This window comes from Basilea psittacipulmonis DSM 24701, assembly GCF_000743945.1.
GTDB classification, from domain to species: Bacteria; Pseudomonadota; Gammaproteobacteria; order Burkholderiales; family Burkholderiaceae_B; genus Basilea; species Basilea psittacipulmonis.
In genome coordinates, this window is record NZ_CP009238.1 from 1542994 (window position 1) to 1560924 (window position 17931).

General features: G+C 39.3%; 20 protein-coding genes and 2 tRNA genes. 10 read left to right on the plus strand and 12 right to left on the minus strand.

Translation table 11 applies throughout. The features are described 5' to 3' along the window. Positions 1–12: 12 nt before the first annotated feature. The 8 genes from IX83_RS06540 to gloB form a co-directional block, all read right to left on the minus strand. Entirely contained in the window at positions 13–465 is a 453-nt protein-coding gene (locus IX83_RS06540) for a universal stress protein (RefSeq protein WP_038500524.1), read from the minus strand. A gap of 19 nt (positions 466–484) precedes the next feature. Then, on the minus strand, positions 485–835 hold the full coding sequence (locus IX83_RS06545; protein WP_038500528.1) for a TIGR01244 family sulfur transferase: 351 nt from the start codon (positions 833–835) through the stop codon (positions 485–487). A gap of 151 nt (positions 836–986) precedes the next feature. Continuing rightward, positions 987–1853 (minus strand): hypothetical protein, encoded by an 867-nt coding sequence (locus IX83_RS06550; protein WP_038500531.1) that lies wholly within the window; start codon positions 1851–1853, stop codon positions 987–989. A 461-nt stretch (positions 1854–2314) separates the two neighbouring features. After that, positions 2315–3292, minus strand: a complete 978-nt coding sequence (gene bioB / locus IX83_RS06555) for a biotin synthase BioB (protein WP_051919451.1) — start codon at positions 3290–3292, stop codon at positions 2315–2317. A 371-nt stretch (positions 3293–3663) separates the two neighbouring features. Next, the gene (gene dnaQ / locus IX83_RS06560) at positions 3664–4338 is read right to left on the minus strand and encodes a DNA polymerase III subunit epsilon (protein ID WP_038500533.1); all 675 of its coding nucleotides are present in this window, start codon (positions 4336–4338) and stop codon (positions 3664–3666) included. Positions 4339–4400: 62 nt separating this feature from the next. Continuing rightward, positions 4401–5195 carry an enoyl-ACP reductase FabI gene (fabI, locus tag IX83_RS06565; RefSeq protein ID WP_038500536.1) on the minus strand — a complete coding sequence of 265 codons (795 nt, stop codon included), beginning with the start codon at positions 5193–5195 and terminating at the stop codon, positions 4401–4403. 23 nt (positions 5196–5218) lie between these two features. Then, positions 5219–6670, minus strand: a complete 1452-nt coding sequence (locus IX83_RS06570; RefSeq protein WP_038501730.1) for a transglycosylase SLT domain-containing protein — start codon at positions 6668–6670, stop codon at positions 5219–5221. Positions 6671–6681: 11 nt separating this feature from the next. Further along, positions 6682–7455: a hydroxyacylglutathione hydrolase gene (gloB, locus tag IX83_RS06575; protein WP_038500539.1), complete on the minus strand. Its 774-nt coding sequence runs from the start codon at positions 7453–7455 to the stop codon at positions 6682–6684. Positions 7456–7467: 12 nt separating this feature from the next. On the opposite strand from gloB, the gene IX83_RS06580 reads away from it, so the two are divergent. The 3 genes from IX83_RS06580 to IX83_RS06590 all read left to right on the plus strand — a co-directional run bounded on the left by IX83_RS06580 (position 7468) and on the right by IX83_RS06590 (position 9361). Then, positions 7468–8079: a class I SAM-dependent methyltransferase gene (locus IX83_RS06580; protein WP_038500542.1), complete on the plus strand. Its 612-nt coding sequence runs from the start codon at positions 7468–7470 to the stop codon at positions 8077–8079. A gap of 37 nt (positions 8080–8116) precedes the next feature. After that, entirely contained in the window at positions 8117–8563 is a 447-nt protein-coding gene (rnhA, locus tag IX83_RS06585) for a ribonuclease HI (protein ID WP_038500545.1), read from the plus strand. Positions 8564–8635: 72 nt separating this feature from the next. Further along, positions 8636–9361, plus strand: a complete 726-nt coding sequence (locus IX83_RS06590) for a gamma-glutamyl-gamma-aminobutyrate hydrolase family protein (protein WP_077315844.1) — start codon at positions 8636–8638, stop codon at positions 9359–9361. A gap of 56 nt (positions 9362–9417) precedes the next feature. Here IX83_RS06590 and fur read toward each other — a convergent pair whose 3' ends face one another. Beyond that, positions 9418–9852: a ferric iron uptake transcriptional regulator gene (gene fur / locus IX83_RS06595; RefSeq protein WP_038500548.1), complete on the minus strand. Its 435-nt coding sequence runs from the start codon at positions 9850–9852 to the stop codon at positions 9418–9420. Between the two features lie 150 nt (positions 9853–10002). Between fur and IX83_RS06600 the strand changes: the two genes are divergently transcribed. Both IX83_RS06600 and dapB read left to right on the plus strand, forming a co-directional pair. After that, entirely contained in the window at positions 10003–10380 is a 378-nt protein-coding gene (locus tag IX83_RS06600; RefSeq protein ID WP_077315845.1) for an outer membrane protein assembly factor BamE, read from the plus strand. Then, positions 10380–11186 (plus strand): 4-hydroxy-tetrahydrodipicolinate reductase, encoded by an 807-nt coding sequence (dapB, locus tag IX83_RS06605; RefSeq protein ID WP_038500561.1) that lies wholly within the window; start codon positions 10380–10382, stop codon positions 11184–11186. The genes IX83_RS06600 and dapB overlap by 1 nt, the downstream gene beginning before the upstream one ends. A gap of 193 nt (positions 11187–11379) precedes the next feature. Here dapB and murB read toward each other — a convergent pair whose 3' ends face one another. After that, positions 11380–12393: a UDP-N-acetylmuramate dehydrogenase gene (gene murB, locus IX83_RS06610; protein ID WP_038500564.1), complete on the minus strand. Its 1014-nt coding sequence runs from the start codon at positions 12391–12393 to the stop codon at positions 11380–11382. 38 nt (positions 12394–12431) lie between these two features. On the opposite strand from murB, the gene IX83_RS06615 reads away from it, so the two are divergent. Beyond that, positions 12432–12507: transfer RNA gene (locus IX83_RS06615), tRNA-Gly, on the plus strand. An 8-nt stretch (positions 12508–12515) separates the two neighbouring features. After that, positions 12516–12591 (plus strand) — tRNA-Gly (locus IX83_RS06620). Between the two features lie 176 nt (positions 12592–12767). Here the strand turns inward: IX83_RS06620 and IX83_RS06625 are convergent. After that, the gene (locus tag IX83_RS06625) at positions 12768–13373 is read right to left on the minus strand and encodes an LbetaH domain-containing protein (RefSeq protein WP_038500567.1); all 606 of its coding nucleotides are present in this window, start codon (positions 13371–13373) and stop codon (positions 12768–12770) included. 275 nt (positions 13374–13648) lie between these two features. Here IX83_RS06625 and neuC point away from each other — a divergent pair, with 275 nt between their 5' ends. The 3 genes from neuC to neuB are packed head-to-tail and all read left to right on the plus strand — an operon-like array spanning position 13649 to position 16545. Further along, positions 13649–14761, plus strand: a complete 1113-nt coding sequence (gene neuC, locus IX83_RS06630) for a UDP-N-acetylglucosamine 2-epimerase (protein WP_038500570.1) — start codon at positions 13649–13651, stop codon at positions 14759–14761. A 6-nt stretch (positions 14762–14767) separates the two neighbouring features. Further along, positions 14768–15472: an acylneuraminate cytidylyltransferase family protein gene (locus tag IX83_RS06635; protein ID WP_038500573.1), complete on the plus strand. Its 705-nt coding sequence runs from the start codon at positions 14768–14770 to the stop codon at positions 15470–15472. A gap of 20 nt (positions 15473–15492) precedes the next feature. Then, the gene (gene neuB, locus IX83_RS06640; RefSeq protein WP_316242959.1) at positions 15493–16545 is read left to right on the plus strand and encodes an N-acetylneuraminate synthase; all 1053 of its coding nucleotides are present in this window, start codon (positions 15493–15495) and stop codon (positions 16543–16545) included. 336 nt (positions 16546–16881) lie between these two features. On the opposite strand, the gene IX83_RS06645 is transcribed toward neuB, so the two are convergent. Then, the gene (locus IX83_RS06645) at positions 16882–17892 is read right to left on the minus strand and encodes an adenosine deaminase (protein WP_038500578.1); all 1011 of its coding nucleotides are present in this window, start codon (positions 17890–17892) and stop codon (positions 16882–16884) included. Positions 17893–17931 lie beyond the last annotated feature (39 nt).

The window sequence follows — 17931 nt, forward strand, 5'->3', positions numbered from 1 at the left end:
GGAGCTTCTTTTTTATGATTTACGATAAACCAGAATACTGGTTTCTGCTAAACCTAACACTTTCGCTGTGACACTACCTAATAAAAGTTTACTAATGCCACTACGTCCGTGACTAGCAATATGAATCAAATCACAGTTTTCTTGTTTAGCGACTTCAACCAAACATTCAGCCACACTGCTATTTGAGCTAATCACTTTTTTAGAAGCCACGCCTTGTTCTTTGGCATAGGCTTCAATATCAGCAAAAAACGACTGAGCTTCTTTTTTAGCCGAACTCTCATAATCTTCATTACTAAAAGCATATGCAGCAGAAATTCCGTCAAATCCTACCAAGCTAGAAAATGGCTGAGTTACATTTAGAAGCACGACTTCTGCCCCAAGATACTTAGCAAAATCAATACCTGCTTTAGCGGCATCATGAGAAATATCAGAACCATCGATAGGTAATAAAATACGCTTGTACATAAAATCCCCCTTATGTGTACTAACGGTTTATTGCTGCCTGATATAAAAGAGTGCTTCTAGCTCCTGAGAAACAATATGCTAATATCGGACCTTCTAGTTGTTCCAACCAATCAGCCAAAGCTTGAATCTTATCCGGTGTTATCATACCCTTTTCAACTGGCAAATACACTGCATTCATGCCTAATGATTTCGCCTTTGCAATGATATCTGCCGATAATGGCTGAGCATCACCACCTTCTTTATCAGGTCTATTAATAATGATACTATTAAAACCTAATTTTGCAAGTGTTTCTAACTGCTCTACATAAATTTGTCCTGAAACAGCATAATTTTCCGAAATAAACTGATAATGTACTTTCTCTTGATCCATATTTTTTCCTTTTTTAATCAAATAAACACTCAGCAAAGGGGATTAATTTATCAAGCAAATTGACATCACATCATTACAATGCGTATCAATCTTTCAACTCACCCAAACAAGCTCAGAACGACCCCTATTATCACTTAAATTAAGTTGGCATTTAAGCAAACTGAAACAACATCACTACGGCAAGTATTGACAAAGCAATTCCTAATAAATTAATGCGATTTAATGTCTCTTTAAACCCATACATTCCCACCAAACTTCCTACCGCAATCACACCAATATTCATGATGGTAAACACAATAGTAGGATTGTTTTTGTATGCTTGATGAGCATAAATATAAAACAAAATATTAAAGAAATTAAAAAGCCCCAATACCAGACCTAAAGCCAAACTTTTAATATCCCATCTTACCTTTTGCATCAAAAGATACCCCCACAGAACGATACCTCCTAAAACAAAGCTAATAAACAAGCCAGACAATAAGTCTCCACCCAACTTACTACTTTCTTTTAATAAAATATCAATCGTGGCGTAGCCAATCCAAACCAAGAACAAATAATACGCTTGTGAGTCAAAAAATCGGCTTTTTGAGGCTATCTCTTTTTCAGATCCTTTGTAAAGCAAGCATAGTAAGGCACTCAACCCCACCATCACACTAATAATTTTCAAGGTACTGACGGCCTCATTAAATATCCAAAATGAAGCGATTAAGGTTAGAAACAGCGACAAACGTTGAGCAACATCCGAACGTGCAATCCCCACACAACTAACTGCTTTACTCATGACGATGAATACACTCGGCAACAAAAGTCCCAACAAAATATACAACCACCATGGTAGCTGAGTCAGCGTCTCACTTTGTAAAAGACGTTCTGGTTTCAATAAAAACCATGATAATAAAGTTGCAATGACATAATTAATCAAAATAGATTGTCGAATATCACCACCTGTGATGCGAGAATACTTCAAAATCACTGACACCACAACACTACACATCACCGCCAAAATAAGATAAATCATGACTTACCTTTTCCTTGTTTGACACATTATATTTATTAATTTCGATTAAAAAGCATATTGTACAAGGCAATAAAACACTTAATAGACTTATTCATGATTGCATGCAAAATCTAATTAACACTCAGATAAAACTCACACCCCAACCTCTTATACTTTTACACCATCGAGACAGACACCACTCCAATCATCACCCAAAACCCGCCTAAACACTGGCTTTCAGATAATGCTCGACAAAATCTTTCACACACAAACCTTTTATACTTTTACACCATCGAAACAGACACTATTCTAACCATCATCCAAAACCACCGTAAACACTGGCTTTCAGACAATGTTCGACAAAAACTTTCACACACAACCCCCCCCAAATACTTACAAAAACCAAACAGATCTTATTTAACGATTCTGCCCAAAGCCGATGAATAGTGCGTTTCAACAAGATCTGTATATTTATTTGTGATCTACTTTTGTAATGCGTATAAACCTAGTTTGTCCATTAATTTTTTATCAGCTTGTTCTTGTGGATTGGCACTGGTTAATAATTTTTCGCCGTAAAAAATAGAATTCGCTCCTGCAAAGAAACACAATGCCTGCGTGCTTTCAGACATTTTTTCTCGTCCTGCCGATAGTCTCACCATTGTTTTTGGCATCGTTATGCGTGCTACAGCAATCGTACGGATAAATTCAAACTCATCCAAATCTTCCGCATCAGCCAATGGCGTTCCTTCCACACGAATCAACTGATTAATCGGCACTGATTCAGGATAAGGGTCCATATTGGCAAGCTGTGCCACTAGACCCGCACGTTCTCTTCGTGACTCGCCCATCCCCACAATACCACCACAACAGATATTAATACCATTTTTGCGGACTCTTTCTAATGTATCCAAGCGATCTTGATATGTCCTAGTCGTGATAATATTGCCGTAAAATTCAGGCGAGGTATCCAAATTATGGTTGTAGTAATCCAAGCCCGCTTCTTTTAAACGCTCCGCCTGCCCCTCTTTCAACATCCCCAAGGTCACACAAGTTTCCATACCCAATGCTTTAACGGCTTTAATCATTTCGATCACTTCATCCAAATGATGATCTTTAGGACATCGCCAAGCAGCCCCCATACAGAAACGCCCTGCTCCATTTGCTTTGGCTTCTTTTGCAGCCTGAACCACTTTTTCAATTTCCATTAATTTCTCTTTCTCCACCCCTGTCTGATAGCGACTGGACTGCGGACAATAAGAACAGTCTTCAGGGCAACCACCTGTTTTAATGGACAACAACGTAGATAATTGAATGGCGTTTGGATCATGATGTTGTCGATGAACTTCGTGAGCTTGATGCAATAAATCCATCAAAGGCAAATTGTATAACTCAACGATTTGGTTCACCGTCCATCTTTCTGTTAATTTCGGACCATGACGTGAAATACTATATGTTTGCATAAGTGATTCCTTTCTTTAGAAAATCACATCATAGGGAAGATTATGGACAAAAACAAGTGTAGGAAAGAAATTAAAATAAAAGCAATTTAACCGATTTTAACGAAAGATGCGATCATATAAATAAAAAAAGAAAATATCTTTGACAAGCCACCCCCTCCTTACCGCCTCACCAACCAAAAAGACCTATTCAAGCACACACCGTCTCCTCACTCGCCAGCATTCTACGGCACTCGATCTTCTCAATCACTCTCACCCTCTCGCACGTATCACGACCATCCTACAATCATCCACGCACAGCCATACTGGGCCACAATCGCTTCAATACGATGTCACCCATTGATTGATAAAAACTTAGCTAAAAGAATGATTGATTACTTTTTCCACCAATCCATTTTGGCGTTCATGGCTTCTAGATATTGCAAATGTTCTTGTGTCTCAGCTTCGCTAGCTTTTTTTACGTTTAGATGCCATTGTTTTCGGTGAGTTTCTTGTTCTTTTTCCGATGTTGTGTAAGACATATCCAAAGAGAACTGTCCTTTGGTCATGGCCAGCCATACTTCTGCCAATAATTCAGCATCCAGTAAGGCACCATGCAGTACACGGTGTTGATTCGATACGCCTAAACGCTCACAAAGATTATCAAGAGAGTTACGTTTACCTGGATATTTTTCTCTTGCTAACGCCAAGGAATCGGTGATTTTTCCTGCAATTTCCTCAATTTTAGGCTTATTCAATCTGGCAAGTTCTGCATTCAAAAATCCGACATCAAAAGACGCATTGTGAATAATTAATTCGGCCCCTTTTAGATAGTCGATAATTTCATCTACTTTTTCTTCAAACTTGGGTTTGTCAGATAAGAATTCTTTTGTGATACCGTGAACTTTTAAGGCATCGGGATTACTCTCACGATCCACATTAAAATACATATGTAGATTATGCCCCGTCAACTCTCTATCTTGCATTTCGACGCAACCAAGCTCGATCAAACGATCACCCTCTTTATGTTCAAAGCCTGTTGTCTCTGTATCTAAAAATATCCGACGCATAAACCGACACCTTATTCATTCAATAAGGCCTAGCAAAGACTAAGCCTTATGCCGAGATTTTATTAATCTCTGTACTCTTCCATACCTGGCACCACAGACACAAAACCAGAGTCCACATAAATCGTTTGTCCTGTAATACCTGAAGCAAGATCTGATAATAAAAATGCAGCTGCGTTACCCACTTGCTCAATGGTAACATTACGACGCAACGGTGCATTTTTTTCAACATAATTAAAGATGGCTGAGAAGTCTTTGATCCCGCTTGCTGCCAACGTTTTAATCGGGCCTGCTGAAATCGCATTCGCTCTCATACCTTTTGGACCAATTGTTGCAGCGATATAACGCATTGAAGCTTCCAATGATGCTTTTGCCAAGCCCATGGTATTGTAATGAGGGATGACTTTCTCAGCCCCTAAATAACTCAATGTCAAAGCAGATCCTTTGCGTGGCTCTAACAATGGCAAAGCCGCTTTAGTTAACGCCCCAAAACTATATGCCGATATATCATGAGCGACACGGAAATTTTCACGTGATAAACCATCAAAGAAAGTACCTGCAATCGCTTCTCTTGGTGCAAAACCGATAGAATGAACTAAACCATCCATACTATCCCAATGTTTAGAAAGTTCTTGAATACAAGATTCAATCTGTTCATCAGATGCCACATCACAAGGAATGACAATCTGACTACCAAACGTTTCAGCAAATTCTCTGACTCGTTCTTCAAATCTTTCCCCTACATAGGTAAAAGCCAATTCTGCACCTTGCTCATGACAAGCTTTGGCAATTCCATAGGCAATGGATCGATTAGAAATCACACCAGTAATCAATATACGTTTATTTTGTAAAAAACCCATAGTTTCCTATTCCTTATTAAAAATCATCGTGTAGGGACAAGTATCTGTTGACCATGTCGTATCGCAACACCACGCAATTTATTTAAGTTTTGTAGATTAGATACTGTCGTATTATAACGTTTTGCAATCGAAAATAATGTATCTCCTCTTGCAACCACATACTTTGCTGTCTTAGACTGTGACTTTGAGGCAACAGTTTTTTTCTTTGATTTTGTGGGTTTATTTGCCTTTTGTCTCGCTACTGCCGTTTTTACTGATGTTTTCTTCTTAGACGAAACCTTAACAGAAGATTTTGCAAAAGACGGTTGGCTAACGACCTGCACATCTCTTAACATATCCTCAGTTATTTTCAAGCCTTTTGCACCTTTAGTAGGCACCAACAATTCACGCCCTGCCGATGCCACTTTTTGTCTTGCACTGATTCCATTTAATGCTTTTAATTGTCTCAATCCAATCCCATGTCTTTTGGCAATCGCATCATAAGATTCCTTTTTCTTTGGGGTATATAACTGCCATTTGGCCCAATTTCCTTTATAGTTATCAAGATTAGTTTGGTAAATCCCCACTTTATCAATTGGCAATAAAAAAGTATCGCTATGGCTGGTCAATAAAACGGGCGCGTCAAACGCTGGATTTAATTCTTTAAACTCTTCCTCATCCATTTCCGCCAATTGGGCCGCTACCGTCACATCCATATCACGTTCTTGCGTAACTTGCGTGAAATAAGGCTTATCAGGGATATTGGGCAACTGAATATGGTATCTTTTAGCGTTCAAAATAATATGTTTCAATGCCAATAATTTTGGTACATAATTTCTCGTTTCAGCGGGAATATTTAAATCTTCATATCCCGTAGGCAAGCCTTTATCTTTATTTAAAGCGATTGCTCGTTTTACCGACCCCTGTCCCCAGTTATAAGAGGCCAAAGCAAGATGCCAATCCTTATCCTGAAACTCATATAAATACTCAAGATAGTTCAACGCCGCCGTGGTGGATTCTATTGGATCACGTCTTTTATCCAACAACCATTTTTGTTTTAAATTGTAATCACGCCCTGTACTAGGAATAAACTGCCACAGCCCTACCGCTTTTGCTTTCGAGCGTGCTCTCACATTATATGCACTCTCCACAAACGGCAATAACGCCAATTCTGTTGGCATATTTCGACGTTCTACTTCAATCGTGACATAATGTAAAAACTTGGCCGAACGATTCAGCATTCGATGCATTAACTCAGGACGTTCTGTGTAATACTTCACCCAATGTTTAATCAACGCATCTTCATTCAAAGAATCGATTCCAAAGCCATCGATGATACGTTCCCAAACATTGTTATAAATCTTATCGACTTTCTGGCTGTTCAATGTCCCATGCGGTCTAACCAAACCATCCTGATAAGCCGATTTTTTCATGCTTGTACAAGCAGTCAACAAACATACCGACCCAATCACCAACCATCTAACTATTTTTCTCATCGCTAACGTCATTATCCTTTATTTTTCCATTCTCTTAGATAAGCAAATAGCGTTACCACATCACTGACTTGGACATCTGCATAGGCCTGAATAGCTTGTTGTACCGTCGTATCCGTTAATCTTAAAAAAGGATTAATCAATCGTTCCAAAGCAATCGTAGTCGGTAACGTCGCCTCACCTTTTTTAATCAACATAGTGGCTTCTTTTTCCCACATTTGCAAGGCTCGATTATTAGGTTCTACTTTTTTTGCCCATGCGATATTAGATAAGGTGTACTCATGTGCCGCACACACTCTGGTATTGCCAGGTAAATTCGATAACTTATCTAAACTTTCCACCATTTGTTCTGGGGTACCTTCAAACAATCGTCCACAGCCCGCAGAAAACAATGTATCACCACAAAACAGATAAGGTGCGTCATTATGACATTCCACAAAATAAGCAATATGCCCTAATGTATGTCCTGGAACGTCCATTATTTTAATGACAACATTATCCATACTTAACACATCACCCTCTTTTAAAGGATGCGTCACATATTCTTGAGCTTCAATACTAGGGCCGTAAACTGGCACCGAATACTCATCTAACAAAGCTTTTACGCCACCAACATGATCCTCATGATGATGGGTAATCAAAATACCTTTTAATTCCAGCTGATTTTTCTTTAAGAAATCAATCACTGGCTTAGCTTGTCCAGGGTCCACCACATATACATAACAGTTATTGTGTAGAATCCAGATATAATTATCTTTTAGGGCATTTAAATACACCACACTTAACATTCTATTTTCCTAATGATGAAACAATGGGCAAACAGCCACTTTGGCCAATATATATTAAGTATTGAACAAAAAAAAATTCTTGAGTTTATCTCTAACAAGCACCATATAAAAGCCATTCAATTTGGGATGAACGGCTTAAACTTTTTGGAAAATGACTTGATAGACACTACTGTAATTGTATCAGAGGAAACCGATGCTTGTTCAAAAAACAGGCTTTTTATGCCCAGCTTCACTCATTTACCCCTCGAAGATAACAGCGTTGACTTGGTATTATTACCCCACACCCTTAATTTTTACCCACAAGCTCAAAAAATATTACACGAAGCGATACGAATTCTTAAAAAACAAGGTACCCTCATCCTAACCGCCTTTAATCCCGATAGCCTAGCTTTGAGCAAACGATTTTATCGCCACCATCCCATCGAATCGTTCATTCACATACGCGATCTTTATCACACTAGCTATTCATCTGGCATTTCATGGCAATTTGGAGATTTTCTTTCCTATATTCCATATACTCAAAACCCCTATTGGATAAAAAAATTAAATTTTTTAGAAAAAGCTGGAAATCGCTGGTGGCCCACACAAAGCAATATCTTTATTCTTTGTGGAAAAAAAGAATAAAATATACCTCTTAACCAACTTATGAATCACCCATAATATGACAACAGTAGAAATGTGGACAGATGGTGCTTGCAAAGGAAATCCCGGCCCTGGCGGTTGGGGTGTTTTGCTTAAAAGTGGCACGCACTGCAAGGAACTTTGCGGTGGTGAATCAAACACCACTAACAATCGAATGGAATTACAAGCCGTTATTGAAGGACTAAACGCTTTAAAACGTCCTTGTTCAGTCACCATTTACACCGATTCACAATACGTCAAAAATGGCATTACGTCTTGGCTACAAAACTGGAAAAACAACAATTGGAAAACCAGTACCAAAAAAGCCGTTAAAAACCAGGATCTATGGGAAGCATTAGACCAATCCTGCCAACGACATAAGATTCAATGGGTATGGGTAAAAGGACACGCCGATAACGAGGGTAATATCATTGCCGATAGATTAGCTAATGAGGGAACGCCCTCTTTGGAAACCGCTCCCTCTTAATCAATCTTTACACATTTTTTTGCGAAATATTAATCAGCTTATAGTAAAATAACGGATTATTTTTTTTGCGTCATGATGAACAGGCGACCTATTATTGGCATCACCATGTATGCCCCTAACCAAGAGACTAAGATTGGTTTTACGACCAGTGAAGCTTACATTGAAGCTGTGCACCGCAGTGGAGGTATCTCCATGCTTATGCCTCCTATTTGTGAAAGTTATGTCCCTGATTGGTTAGATATTGTAGATGGTGTCATTATGACAGGGGGCGGTGATATTAATCCTTGTCTTTATGAACAAAATACCTCTTCGCCTTGCTATTCATATGGCATTAATGATTGTCGAGATAAAGTAGAATTCCGACTTGCTAAAGAAATCTTGAAACAAAATAAACCTTGTTTGTGCATTTGTCGTGGCATGCAGGTTATGAATGTGGTGTGTGGTGGCACCTTATATCAAGATGTCAGCCGTGAATATAAAAATGTGTTAAATCATTTAGATACCCAAACCAACTCTAACACCTATCACAAAGTAAGTCTTGACCCTAACTCTCAAATCATGAAAATTATGGGGCCCAATCCCACAACTGTGTCTTATCATCATCAAGCAGTTAAAAATTTAGGCAAAGGGTTAAAAGCCGTTGCATGGGCAGATGATGGACTTATCGAAGCAATCGAACATAGTGAGCACCCTAATTTAATTGCGGTACAGTGGCATCCCGAACGATCTGCCGCCACGGATCCTCAACAACAAAAACTATTTGATTATTTAATCTCACTTTGTCAGCATCAAGCATAAAAAAAGTCGAGTGCTTTTAAACACACGACTTTTATCATTATCCAAGTCTAATTCGTTTATTTAGAACCTTGACACTTGGGACAAATACCGTACAACACTAAGTCATGATCCGCTAACTTAAAGCCCTTTTCTTCAGCGATTCGGCGTTGGATATCTTCAATACCTGGATCATTAAATTCAACCACCACACCACAACTTGAGCAAACCATATGATCATGATGATCACCGCTATTTAGCTCATACACGGATTTACCATTATCAAACTGACTACGAGATAAGATACCAGCTGTCTCAAACTGAGCCAATACACGATACACGGTTGCCAAGCCAATCTCAGAGTTTTCGCCTACCAACATACGATAAACATCTTCTGCACTTAAATGACGTTGGTTTGTTTTGCGAAAAATATCAAGAATTTTAAGGCGAGGAAACGTCGCTTTCAGGCCCACACTTCTTAAATCGACTTCTTCTGGTAACGCGTTATCAGACATCAGTTTTATCCCATAATATAAAATCCCGCTCATTTTAACACAAAGCACAAGAGATATGTTTAAATGTATCTTTTGAAATTCATGACCGATTCCGTTTAACAGATAGGTTACAATCTCTCATACGATAACAAAAGATTATTTGGACAAAATATGAAGATGAAACGCACACTCTTATTATCTTTAAGTGCTCTATTACTCAGTGCTTGTTCCAGCCAAAGTGGCAACTGGGGTTTTCCTTACATTCCCAGCATTCAACAAGGTAATTGGATTACTGAAAATCAGTTAAATCAGTTACGCAAAGGTATGACTAAAGAACAAGTCGAATACCTAATGGGTTCGCCTTTGGTGGTGGATGTTTTTAATGCCAACAACTGGAGTTACTCATACTATTACAAACGTCCGTTCCATCAACCCATCATCAGAAATCTAACGATTAAGTTCCAAAACAATCGCGTTATCCAGTGGGAAAGCGACAAGTTACCTGACTTTCAGCCTTACCCAAATGGTGCAGGCATTGAGGTGAAATAATGCGTATTGCCATTTCAGGATCAAGTGGTCGTATGGGCAAAATGTTAATCAAAGCGGTTAACGAACATCCCGATTTAACACTTACCGTTGCATTAGACTCTCCTCAATCGCCCTTAATGGGTCAAGATGCGGGTGCATTATTAGGCATCGAAACTGGCGTACAGATTAGCCATGACCCAAGCTTGCTAAAAAACGCTGATTGTCTCATTGATTTCACTCGCCCCGAAGCGACACTGAACTATTTAGAACATTGTCTTAAATACCAAACCAAGATGGTTATTGGCACGACAGGATTAACTTCTGAACAACGCCAAACACTAGAAAAGGCCAGCCACCAACTAGCCATCGTGTTTTCGCCAAACATGAGCATTGGTGTCAACAGCACTTTTTTACTTCTTGAAAAAGCCGCTCAGTTGCTGAATGACGAATACGATATAGAAATTTTTGAAGCCCATCACAAACATAAAGTCGATGCACCATCAGGCACGGCTTTAGAAATGGGCAAAGTCGTCGCTCAAGCTAGAGGGGTCGATCTGAACGAGGTAGCGGATTGGGCCAGACATGGACATACAGGCCCTCGAGAAAAAGGACATATCGGTTTTTCTGTTGTGCGTGGCGGTGATATTGTAGGCGATCATCGTGTTATGTTCTGTGGACCTGGCGAAATCATCGAGATTGCCCATCGTTCTAATAGCCGTGATGCTTATGCTAGTGGTAGTTTACTTGCCGCGTGTTTCCTTAAATCCCAATCATCAGGTTTATTCAATATGCTTGATGTTATTAAGGCTCATACGTCCAAACACTAAAAAGTGATTGAGAATAGTCTTCTTTGTACCTCATGAAGACTATTCTATTTTCTTGCGTTTAATGCGACTTTTGCCTCACTATCCTTTATCCACCAACACTACCGTCATGCCACTTCTAATCGTGAAAAACCGTCTAATCATCCCCTATTCACGAATATAGCGAAAGGTTAATTTAACACGACTAGATAACGATTTACTCATACCAGAAGCTTGGTTCCACTTCTATTGTGAGTCCAAATTTTTCTGCCACGCTATGTTGAATCATTTCCGCCAATTTTTTGACATCAGAAAAACAAGCCCCACCCTTATTAATCAATACCAAAGCCTGTTTATCATGCACGCCTACACGCCCATTGGAAAAGCCTTTCCATCCTGCTTGTTCAATCAACCATGCGGTAGGCAAACGATATGAGCCATCTTCTTGTATAAACACAGGAACATGCTGATATGTTTCAAGTAAGGCCTGATACGTTTTTGGCTGAATCGTACAGTTTTTAAAGAACGACCCTACATTTCCTACTTTTTGAGGATCAGGTAATTTTTCCCGACGAATGCGACAAACCGCCTCAAAAATCGCTTTGGGGTGTGCGGATAAACCCACCGCCTCTTTTAAAACAGGGTACGATAAATTAGGTTCATCCTGCTTAGGAAGTTTAAACACAACGCTGGTAATACACCACCAAGGCTCTTCTTTAAATAAAGAATGGCGATAGGAAAAGCGACAATCTTGGGCAGATAATTCATAAAATTGTTGAGTTTTTCGATTCCACGCTTTGACTTTATATACAAATCTAGCCAACTCTGAGCCATATGCACCAATATTTTGAACGGGTGCCGCACCAACGGTTCCAGGAATCAAAGCTAAGTTTTCCAAACCAAAACAAGCCTGTTCCATGGTCAACGAGACAAAATCATGCCACCCAACCCCTGCACCCACCTCGAAGTAATAGTACTGTCCATCATCGGGTAATCTATCTATTCCCATTATTCGCATACGATATACTGGCGTTTGAATAACATCATTTAAAATAACATTACTACCCCCACCTAAAATATAGATATTTTCAGCAGGATAAGCAGGCAATTCACGAACCGCCTCAATCGTCTTTATTTCATGATAATTCAATGCCTTAGCATGAATACCAAAAGTGTTGGCGTGGTACAAATCAAACATTTTCATCGAAAAACAAGTGCAAAGTATTGACATTATAAACCAAGTCGGTTTATATTTATGGTTTATGTTTTGCGGGAATAGCTCAGTTGGTAGAGCGCAACCTTGCCAAGGTTGAGGTCGCGAGTTCGAGACTCGTTTCCCGCTCCAGAATTCTTGCGGGAATAGCTCAGTTGGTAGAGCGCAACCTTGCCAAGGTTGAGGTCGCGAGTTCGAGACTCGTTTCCCGCTCCAGTTTACTAAACCTTCTCATGTAGAAGGTTTTTTTATTTTTCACACTTATTTCTTTTAATCTCATCCATCCCGTTTTTTAGCCCATTGTGACGGCTCCTCATCGACAGCCATCATCCCAAAAGACACCTTACTCATCATCGCATGCTTAAAAAAACTATCGCACCTCTTACACCCTATTAATAACAACATGAACAATAGCCCGTCATACCATAAGATCCCTCTCCCTCAACTTCTCCGTCATCTGGAACATCTTCCATCACAAAAGCCCCCGATCCAATCGAAGCATAATTTCCCACTTTACGTTTTGCCATGACTAATGAACCCTTGCCCATCCAACACATATCACCCACCGTCACCTGTTGAGCCAGTCCAGAATGTGCTCCGAGATACACGCCATTACCCACTACACAATCTTGTTCTATCACTACCGATGCATTCACCACACTACACACGCCGATTTGACAACGTTCTTGGATTTGCACACTGATACCAATCACGCATGCTTCGCCTATTTTTGCATCTTGGGCAATATAGCTAGTTGGATGGATAAGTGGGTGCAATGGTGCATTTAACGCTTTTAGTTCTCGATAAAAACTCAAGTTTAATCTCGCATCTTGACTACCCAAGACGACCTGATCGTATTGTGATAATTTGATAATCAAATCAGCCAAGCCATTTTCTGGATAAGTATCGATTTGAGCATAGCCATTCAAACGAGCAATCTGCTCCAACTCATTGACGAATGCACTATCTCCAACAATGGCACAACGTTCTTTTTTCATCAGCAACCTTTACAACTTTCTTAGAAATTTTGACAGTTTATTGTATCAGCAATACCGCATTAAAAAACATCAAGTACTAACAAGGTTTTCCAAGAGTGTTTAAATCAAAGTCTCTTTTCATGAGTATCAAAATTTCATGCTCCCCGATCGATTGTGATTGCCTTTTGATCCCCTATACTTTTTGACAACAAAAAGCCCTATTTTCATATCTGAAACGGTATTTGCTTATTAAAAATAAGATAAAATAATTCAGTTAATCATCGCTCGTTGAATGAATGAAAAAAATTTTATGTATTACGGGTACCAGAGCTGACTTTGGCAAACTCAAACCACTTTTATCTTTTCTTGAGAGTCATTTTGAATTACACGTTGTTGTGACAGGTATGCACATGCTGTCACGCTATGGTAGCACTTTTCTCGAAGTCCAGAGAGAACGTTACAAAAACATCTACCTTATTCCTAACCAAACTGACTCGGAACCGATGTCTAGCGTGATAGCCAACACGATAAACATTCTCAACCGTCAAATTGATTTTATCAAACCAGATATGATCATCATTCACGGCGATCGCGTAGAAGCCTTAGCAGGAGCCATCGCTGGTTCACTGAATAATACGCTTGTTTGCCATATTGAAGGGGGCGAATTATCAGGCACTATCGATGATTCCATCAGACATGCCATTAGCAAATTGTCTCAGATACACATGGTGTGCAACGAAAAAGCCAAAGAACGTTTAATAAAAATGGGCGAAAATCCTCAGGCTATTTTCACTATTGGATCTCCCGATATTGACATCATGTTAAACACGCATCTTCCCAGTATCGAGGAAACCAAAAAACATTACGATATTACGTTTAACGATTACGCCATATCGTTATTTCATCCCGTCACAACTGAATACGAAGATCTAGCCAAATATGCAAAACAGTATTTTGCAGCATTAGCACAAAGTGGTAAAAACTATATTGTGGTGTATCCCAACAATGATCTGGGTAGTGATTTTATTATTTCCGAAATCAAATCTTTGTCCACACCAAACTTTAAATGCTTCCCATCTATTCGTTTTGAATATTTTTTAACCTTGCTGAAACACGCAAATTTCATCATTGGCAACTCTAGTGCAGGCGTGAGAGAAGCACCTATTTATCGCGTGCCAGCCATCAATGTAGGAACCCGACAAAATAAGCGTTCACATATGACTGGCATTAAAAACTGCGGTTATAACACCCAAGAAATCATAGATGCGATTCAAACTATTCACGATCTATCTCTTCCCTCTTACACCCATTTTGAATTTGGTACAGGAGATAGTGCGAGCCTATTTAAACAATACATCGAATCACCCGAACTTTGGAGTATTCCTATCCAAAAAACTTTTTATCAATAAATCATTATGACTCAAAAAATTGCCATTATTCTCGCTCGTTCAGGTTCTAAAGGGATTCCCAAGAAGAACCTAACCAAAATCAAAGAACACAGCTTATTAGGATATGCCATCTTATCAGCTTTGGGAAGTGAAGTATTTGATCGTGTTATTGTCTCGACTGATGGACAAGAAATCGCTCAAGAAGCCCAAAAATACGGTGCTGAAGTCATTATGCGTCCTGTTGATCTAGCCAGTGATAACGCTAGTTCTATCAGCGGAGTGGTACATGCCTTAGATAATCTAAATATCGAAAAAGGTACCGTGTGTTTATTACAAGCGACCAGTCCGCTAAGAACAGCTAAACACATCCAAGAGGCCTATAAAATGTGGTCTATTCAGAATCAAGGTTGCGTGGTATCTGCTTGTGAAAGCGAACACCATCCTTATAAATTCCTTATTGAAACCAATAACGAATATTTACCGATTCATGACTTGAGGGATTTAGAAAGTCCACGTCAAAAACTATCTAAGGCCTATCGACCCAATGGGGCCATATACTTTAATCGTATTGAAGAAATCATGGAAAAACAACGCTTCTTTATTTCTCCGATTAACTTATACATCATGAGTGAAGAAGATTCTGTCGATATTGACACCATGAATGACATCCAACGAGCTGAACAGATTTTGGAAAAAAGAATGAGTCATCAAGACTCCAGCGTATCTGTCTAATATTTTTATAAGGATCTATCTTGAACACACCTGAATTTGAAATTGCTGGTAGAAAAATTGGCGCCCATTACGATCCGCTCATTATTTGTGAAATTGGCATTAACCACGAAGGTAGTTTAAAAACTGCCAAAGAGATGGTCGATGCCGCTCATTTAGCAGGTGCAGAAATCATCAAACATCAAACACATGTCTGCGAAGATGAGATGTCTGATGAAGCAAAACAAGTGATTCCAGGCAATGCCGATGTATCCATTTATGAAATTATGGAACGTTGTGCATTAAGTGAAGCAGATGAAATAGCATTGAAAGAATACGTCGAATCCAAAGGCATGATTTTTATCAGCACTCCGTTTTCTCGAGCCGCGGCCTTACGTTTACAACGAATGAACATTCCTGCTTATAAGATTGGATCAGGTGAGTGCAATAACTATCCACTTATCAAACTTATCGCTAGCTTTGGCAAACCCATTATTCTTTCAACTGGGATGAACACCATTGCCAGCATCCAAAAATCGGTCAATATCATCCGTGAAGCAGGCGTACCTTATGCCCTACTTCATTGTACGAACGTTTATCCAACTGCTTACGAAGACGTGCGTTTAGGAGCAATGGTTGAACTTCAAGAAGCCTTTCCTGATGCGGTAATTGGATTATCTGATCACACCTTAAATAATTTTGCTTGTTTAGGTGCAGTAGCGTTAGGTGCATCGATTTTGGAAAGACATTTCACCGATCACAAAACCCGTCCAGGACCCGATATTGTCTGTTCAATGGACCCTTATGAATATCAGGAACTATCAGAAGGCTCAAAAGCACTGAAAAGAATGCGAGGCGGTCACAAAGATAGCGTAGTAAGTAGTGAAAAACCTACGAAAGACTTTGCATTTGCTTCCGTCGTTGCTGACCAAGATATTCATGCAGGTGAATTATTAAGCGAACAAAATATCTGGGTTAAACGCCCTGGTACAGGTGATTTCAGTGCTGATGATTATGAGAAACTTATCGGTAAGAAAGCCTTAACCGACATCAAAAAAGGGGCTCAACTCAAAAAAACGGATATTGAATCTCTTTAACAAACAGGCTATCAGGATGTCTGTACCTTCATTCTGATAGCCATCTATATTTTTATTTTGCGACAACTAATCTAAACCACCAACAGTCAAGAAGCTGTTTAAACCTTAGTTTCGTGACGACTAACTTAAGCTACTCATCATCACAACTGTCAAGACGCATCAGATCTCAGTTTCGTGCCGACTAATTTAAACTAGCGATCATCAATCCTCATCAGTTCTCAGTTTCGTATCGACTAATTTAACCCAGCGATCATCAGGTCTAGAGATACTTTAGTTTCGCGTCACTCAATCCGTAAACAGGCCTATAATGAATAAGGCCAATCATTACATGATTTCTTAGTCATGCTGAGAAACGGCTTCAATTCTTTCGTACCAGTATGTTTTCTCTTCTTGGCTTAAACTCGAGGCTTTAAATGAATTTAAACATAATTGTTTTACATCATCTTTGCTGAGATTTAATGCATGGGTAATCTGATAAAAATTCGCATTCATATACCCACCAAAATAAGCAGGATCATCTGAATTTATCGTAACGCAAACACCTTTGTCTAACATTTTCTTTAAATTGTGATGTTTGAGATGATTGACGACTTTCAAGGCCAAATTACTCAACGGACAAACAGTTAATGGTATTTGTTCGTCCACCAATCTTTGCATTAACACATCGTCTTCTTGAGAACGAACGCCGTGATCAATTCTACTTACATCCAAAGCGTCCAATGCTCCCCAAACGTAGGAAGCTGGCCCCTCTTCGCCCGCATGAGCAACACGCATCAATCCTAATTCTTTGGCTTGTTGAAAGACATCTGAAAATAATTCTGGCGGAAAACCTAATTCTGACGAATCCAAGCCCACCCCTTTAATAAGAGATAAAAAAGGTTTGGCTTGTTCTAAGGTTTTGATCGCATCATCCTGTGGCAAATGACGCAAAAAACACATGATCAATTCACTACTGATACCGTATTGTTTTTTCGCATCTTGACACGCTTTTGACAAACCATTAATCACCACACCAAAACTCACCCCTCGATGTGTATGCGTTTGGGGATCAAAAAATATTTCCGTGTGCACGACATTATCTTCATAACAACGCTGAAAATAAGCCATCGCGAGATCATAGAAATCTTGTTCATGTAATAGAACGCTCGCCCCTGCATAATAAATATCTAGAAACGACTGCAAATTATGAAACTGATAAGCCTGTTTAACTTCTTCCACACTTGCATAGGGAATCGATACCTGATTACGTTGTGCCATTTCAAACATCAATTCAGGTTCGAATGTTCCTTCGATATGAAGATGTAATTCTGCTTTGGGTAAAGCGTCTATATACTGTTCTATTGTCATCGATCGTCGCCATAATAAAAGATGGCGTTATTTTACAGT

Bases quoted from the DNA above. Each gene is read 5' to 3' on its own strand.
- dnaQ (WP_038500533.1), bottom strand. From the start codon at position 4,338: ATGCGTCGGATATTTTTAGATACAGAGACAACAGGCTTTGAACATAAA.
- rnhA (WP_038500545.1), top strand. From the start codon at position 8,117: ATGACAACAGTAGAAATGTGGACAGATGGTGCTTGCAAAGGAAATCCC.
- IX83_RS06580 (WP_038500542.1), top strand. From the start codon at position 7,468: ATGATGAAACAATGGGCAAACAGCCACTTTGGCCAATATATATTAAGT.
- IX83_RS06545 (WP_038500528.1), bottom strand. From the start codon at position 835: ATGGATCAAGAGAAAGTACATTATCAGTTTATTTCGGAAAATTATGCT.
- dapB (WP_038500561.1), top strand. From the start codon at position 10,380: ATGCGTATTGCCATTTCAGGATCAAGTGGTCGTATGGGCAAAATGTTA.
- IX83_RS06570 (WP_038501730.1), bottom strand. From the start codon at position 6,670: ATGAGAAAAATAGTTAGATGGTTGGTGATTGGGTCGGTATGTTTGTTG.
- IX83_RS06600 (WP_077315845.1), top strand. From the start codon at position 10,003: ATGAAGATGAAACGCACACTCTTATTATCTTTAAGTGCTCTATTACTC.
- IX83_RS06635 (WP_038500573.1), top strand. From the start codon at position 14,768: ATGACTCAAAAAATTGCCATTATTCTCGCTCGTTCAGGTTCTAAAGGG.
- IX83_RS06590 (WP_077315844.1), top strand. From the start codon at position 8,636: ATGATGAACAGGCGACCTATTATTGGCATCACCATGTATGCCCCTAAC.
- IX83_RS06625 (WP_038500567.1), bottom strand. From the start codon at position 13,373: ATGAAAAAAGAACGTTGTGCCATTGTTGGAGATAGTGCATTCGTCAAT.
- IX83_RS06550 (WP_038500531.1), bottom strand. From the start codon at position 1,853: ATGATTTATCTTATTTTGGCGGTGATGTGTAGTGTTGTGGTGTCAGTG.
- fabI (WP_038500536.1), bottom strand. From the start codon at position 5,195: ATGGGTTTTTTACAAAATAAACGTATATTGATTACTGGTGTGATTTCT.
- neuC (WP_038500570.1), top strand. From the start codon at position 13,649: ATGAAAAAAATTTTATGTATTACGGGTACCAGAGCTGACTTTGGCAAA.
- IX83_RS06645 (WP_038500578.1), bottom strand. From the start codon at position 17,892: ATGACAATAGAACAGTATATAGACGCTTTACCCAAAGCAGAATTACAT.
- gloB (WP_038500539.1), bottom strand. From the start codon at position 7,455: ATGTTAAGTGTGGTGTATTTAAATGCCCTAAAAGATAATTATATCTGG.
- murB (WP_038500564.1), bottom strand. From the start codon at position 12,393: ATGTCAATACTTTGCACTTGTTTTTCGATGAAAATGTTTGATTTGTAC.
- IX83_RS06540 (WP_038500524.1), bottom strand. From the start codon at position 465: ATGTACAAGCGTATTTTATTACCTATCGATGGTTCTGATATTTCTCAT.
- bioB (WP_051919451.1), bottom strand. From the start codon at position 3,292: ATGCAAACATATAGTATTTCACGTCATGGTCCGAAATTAACAGAAAGA.
- fur (WP_038500548.1), bottom strand. From the start codon at position 9,852: ATGTCTGATAACGCGTTACCAGAAGAAGTCGATTTAAGAAGTGTGGGC.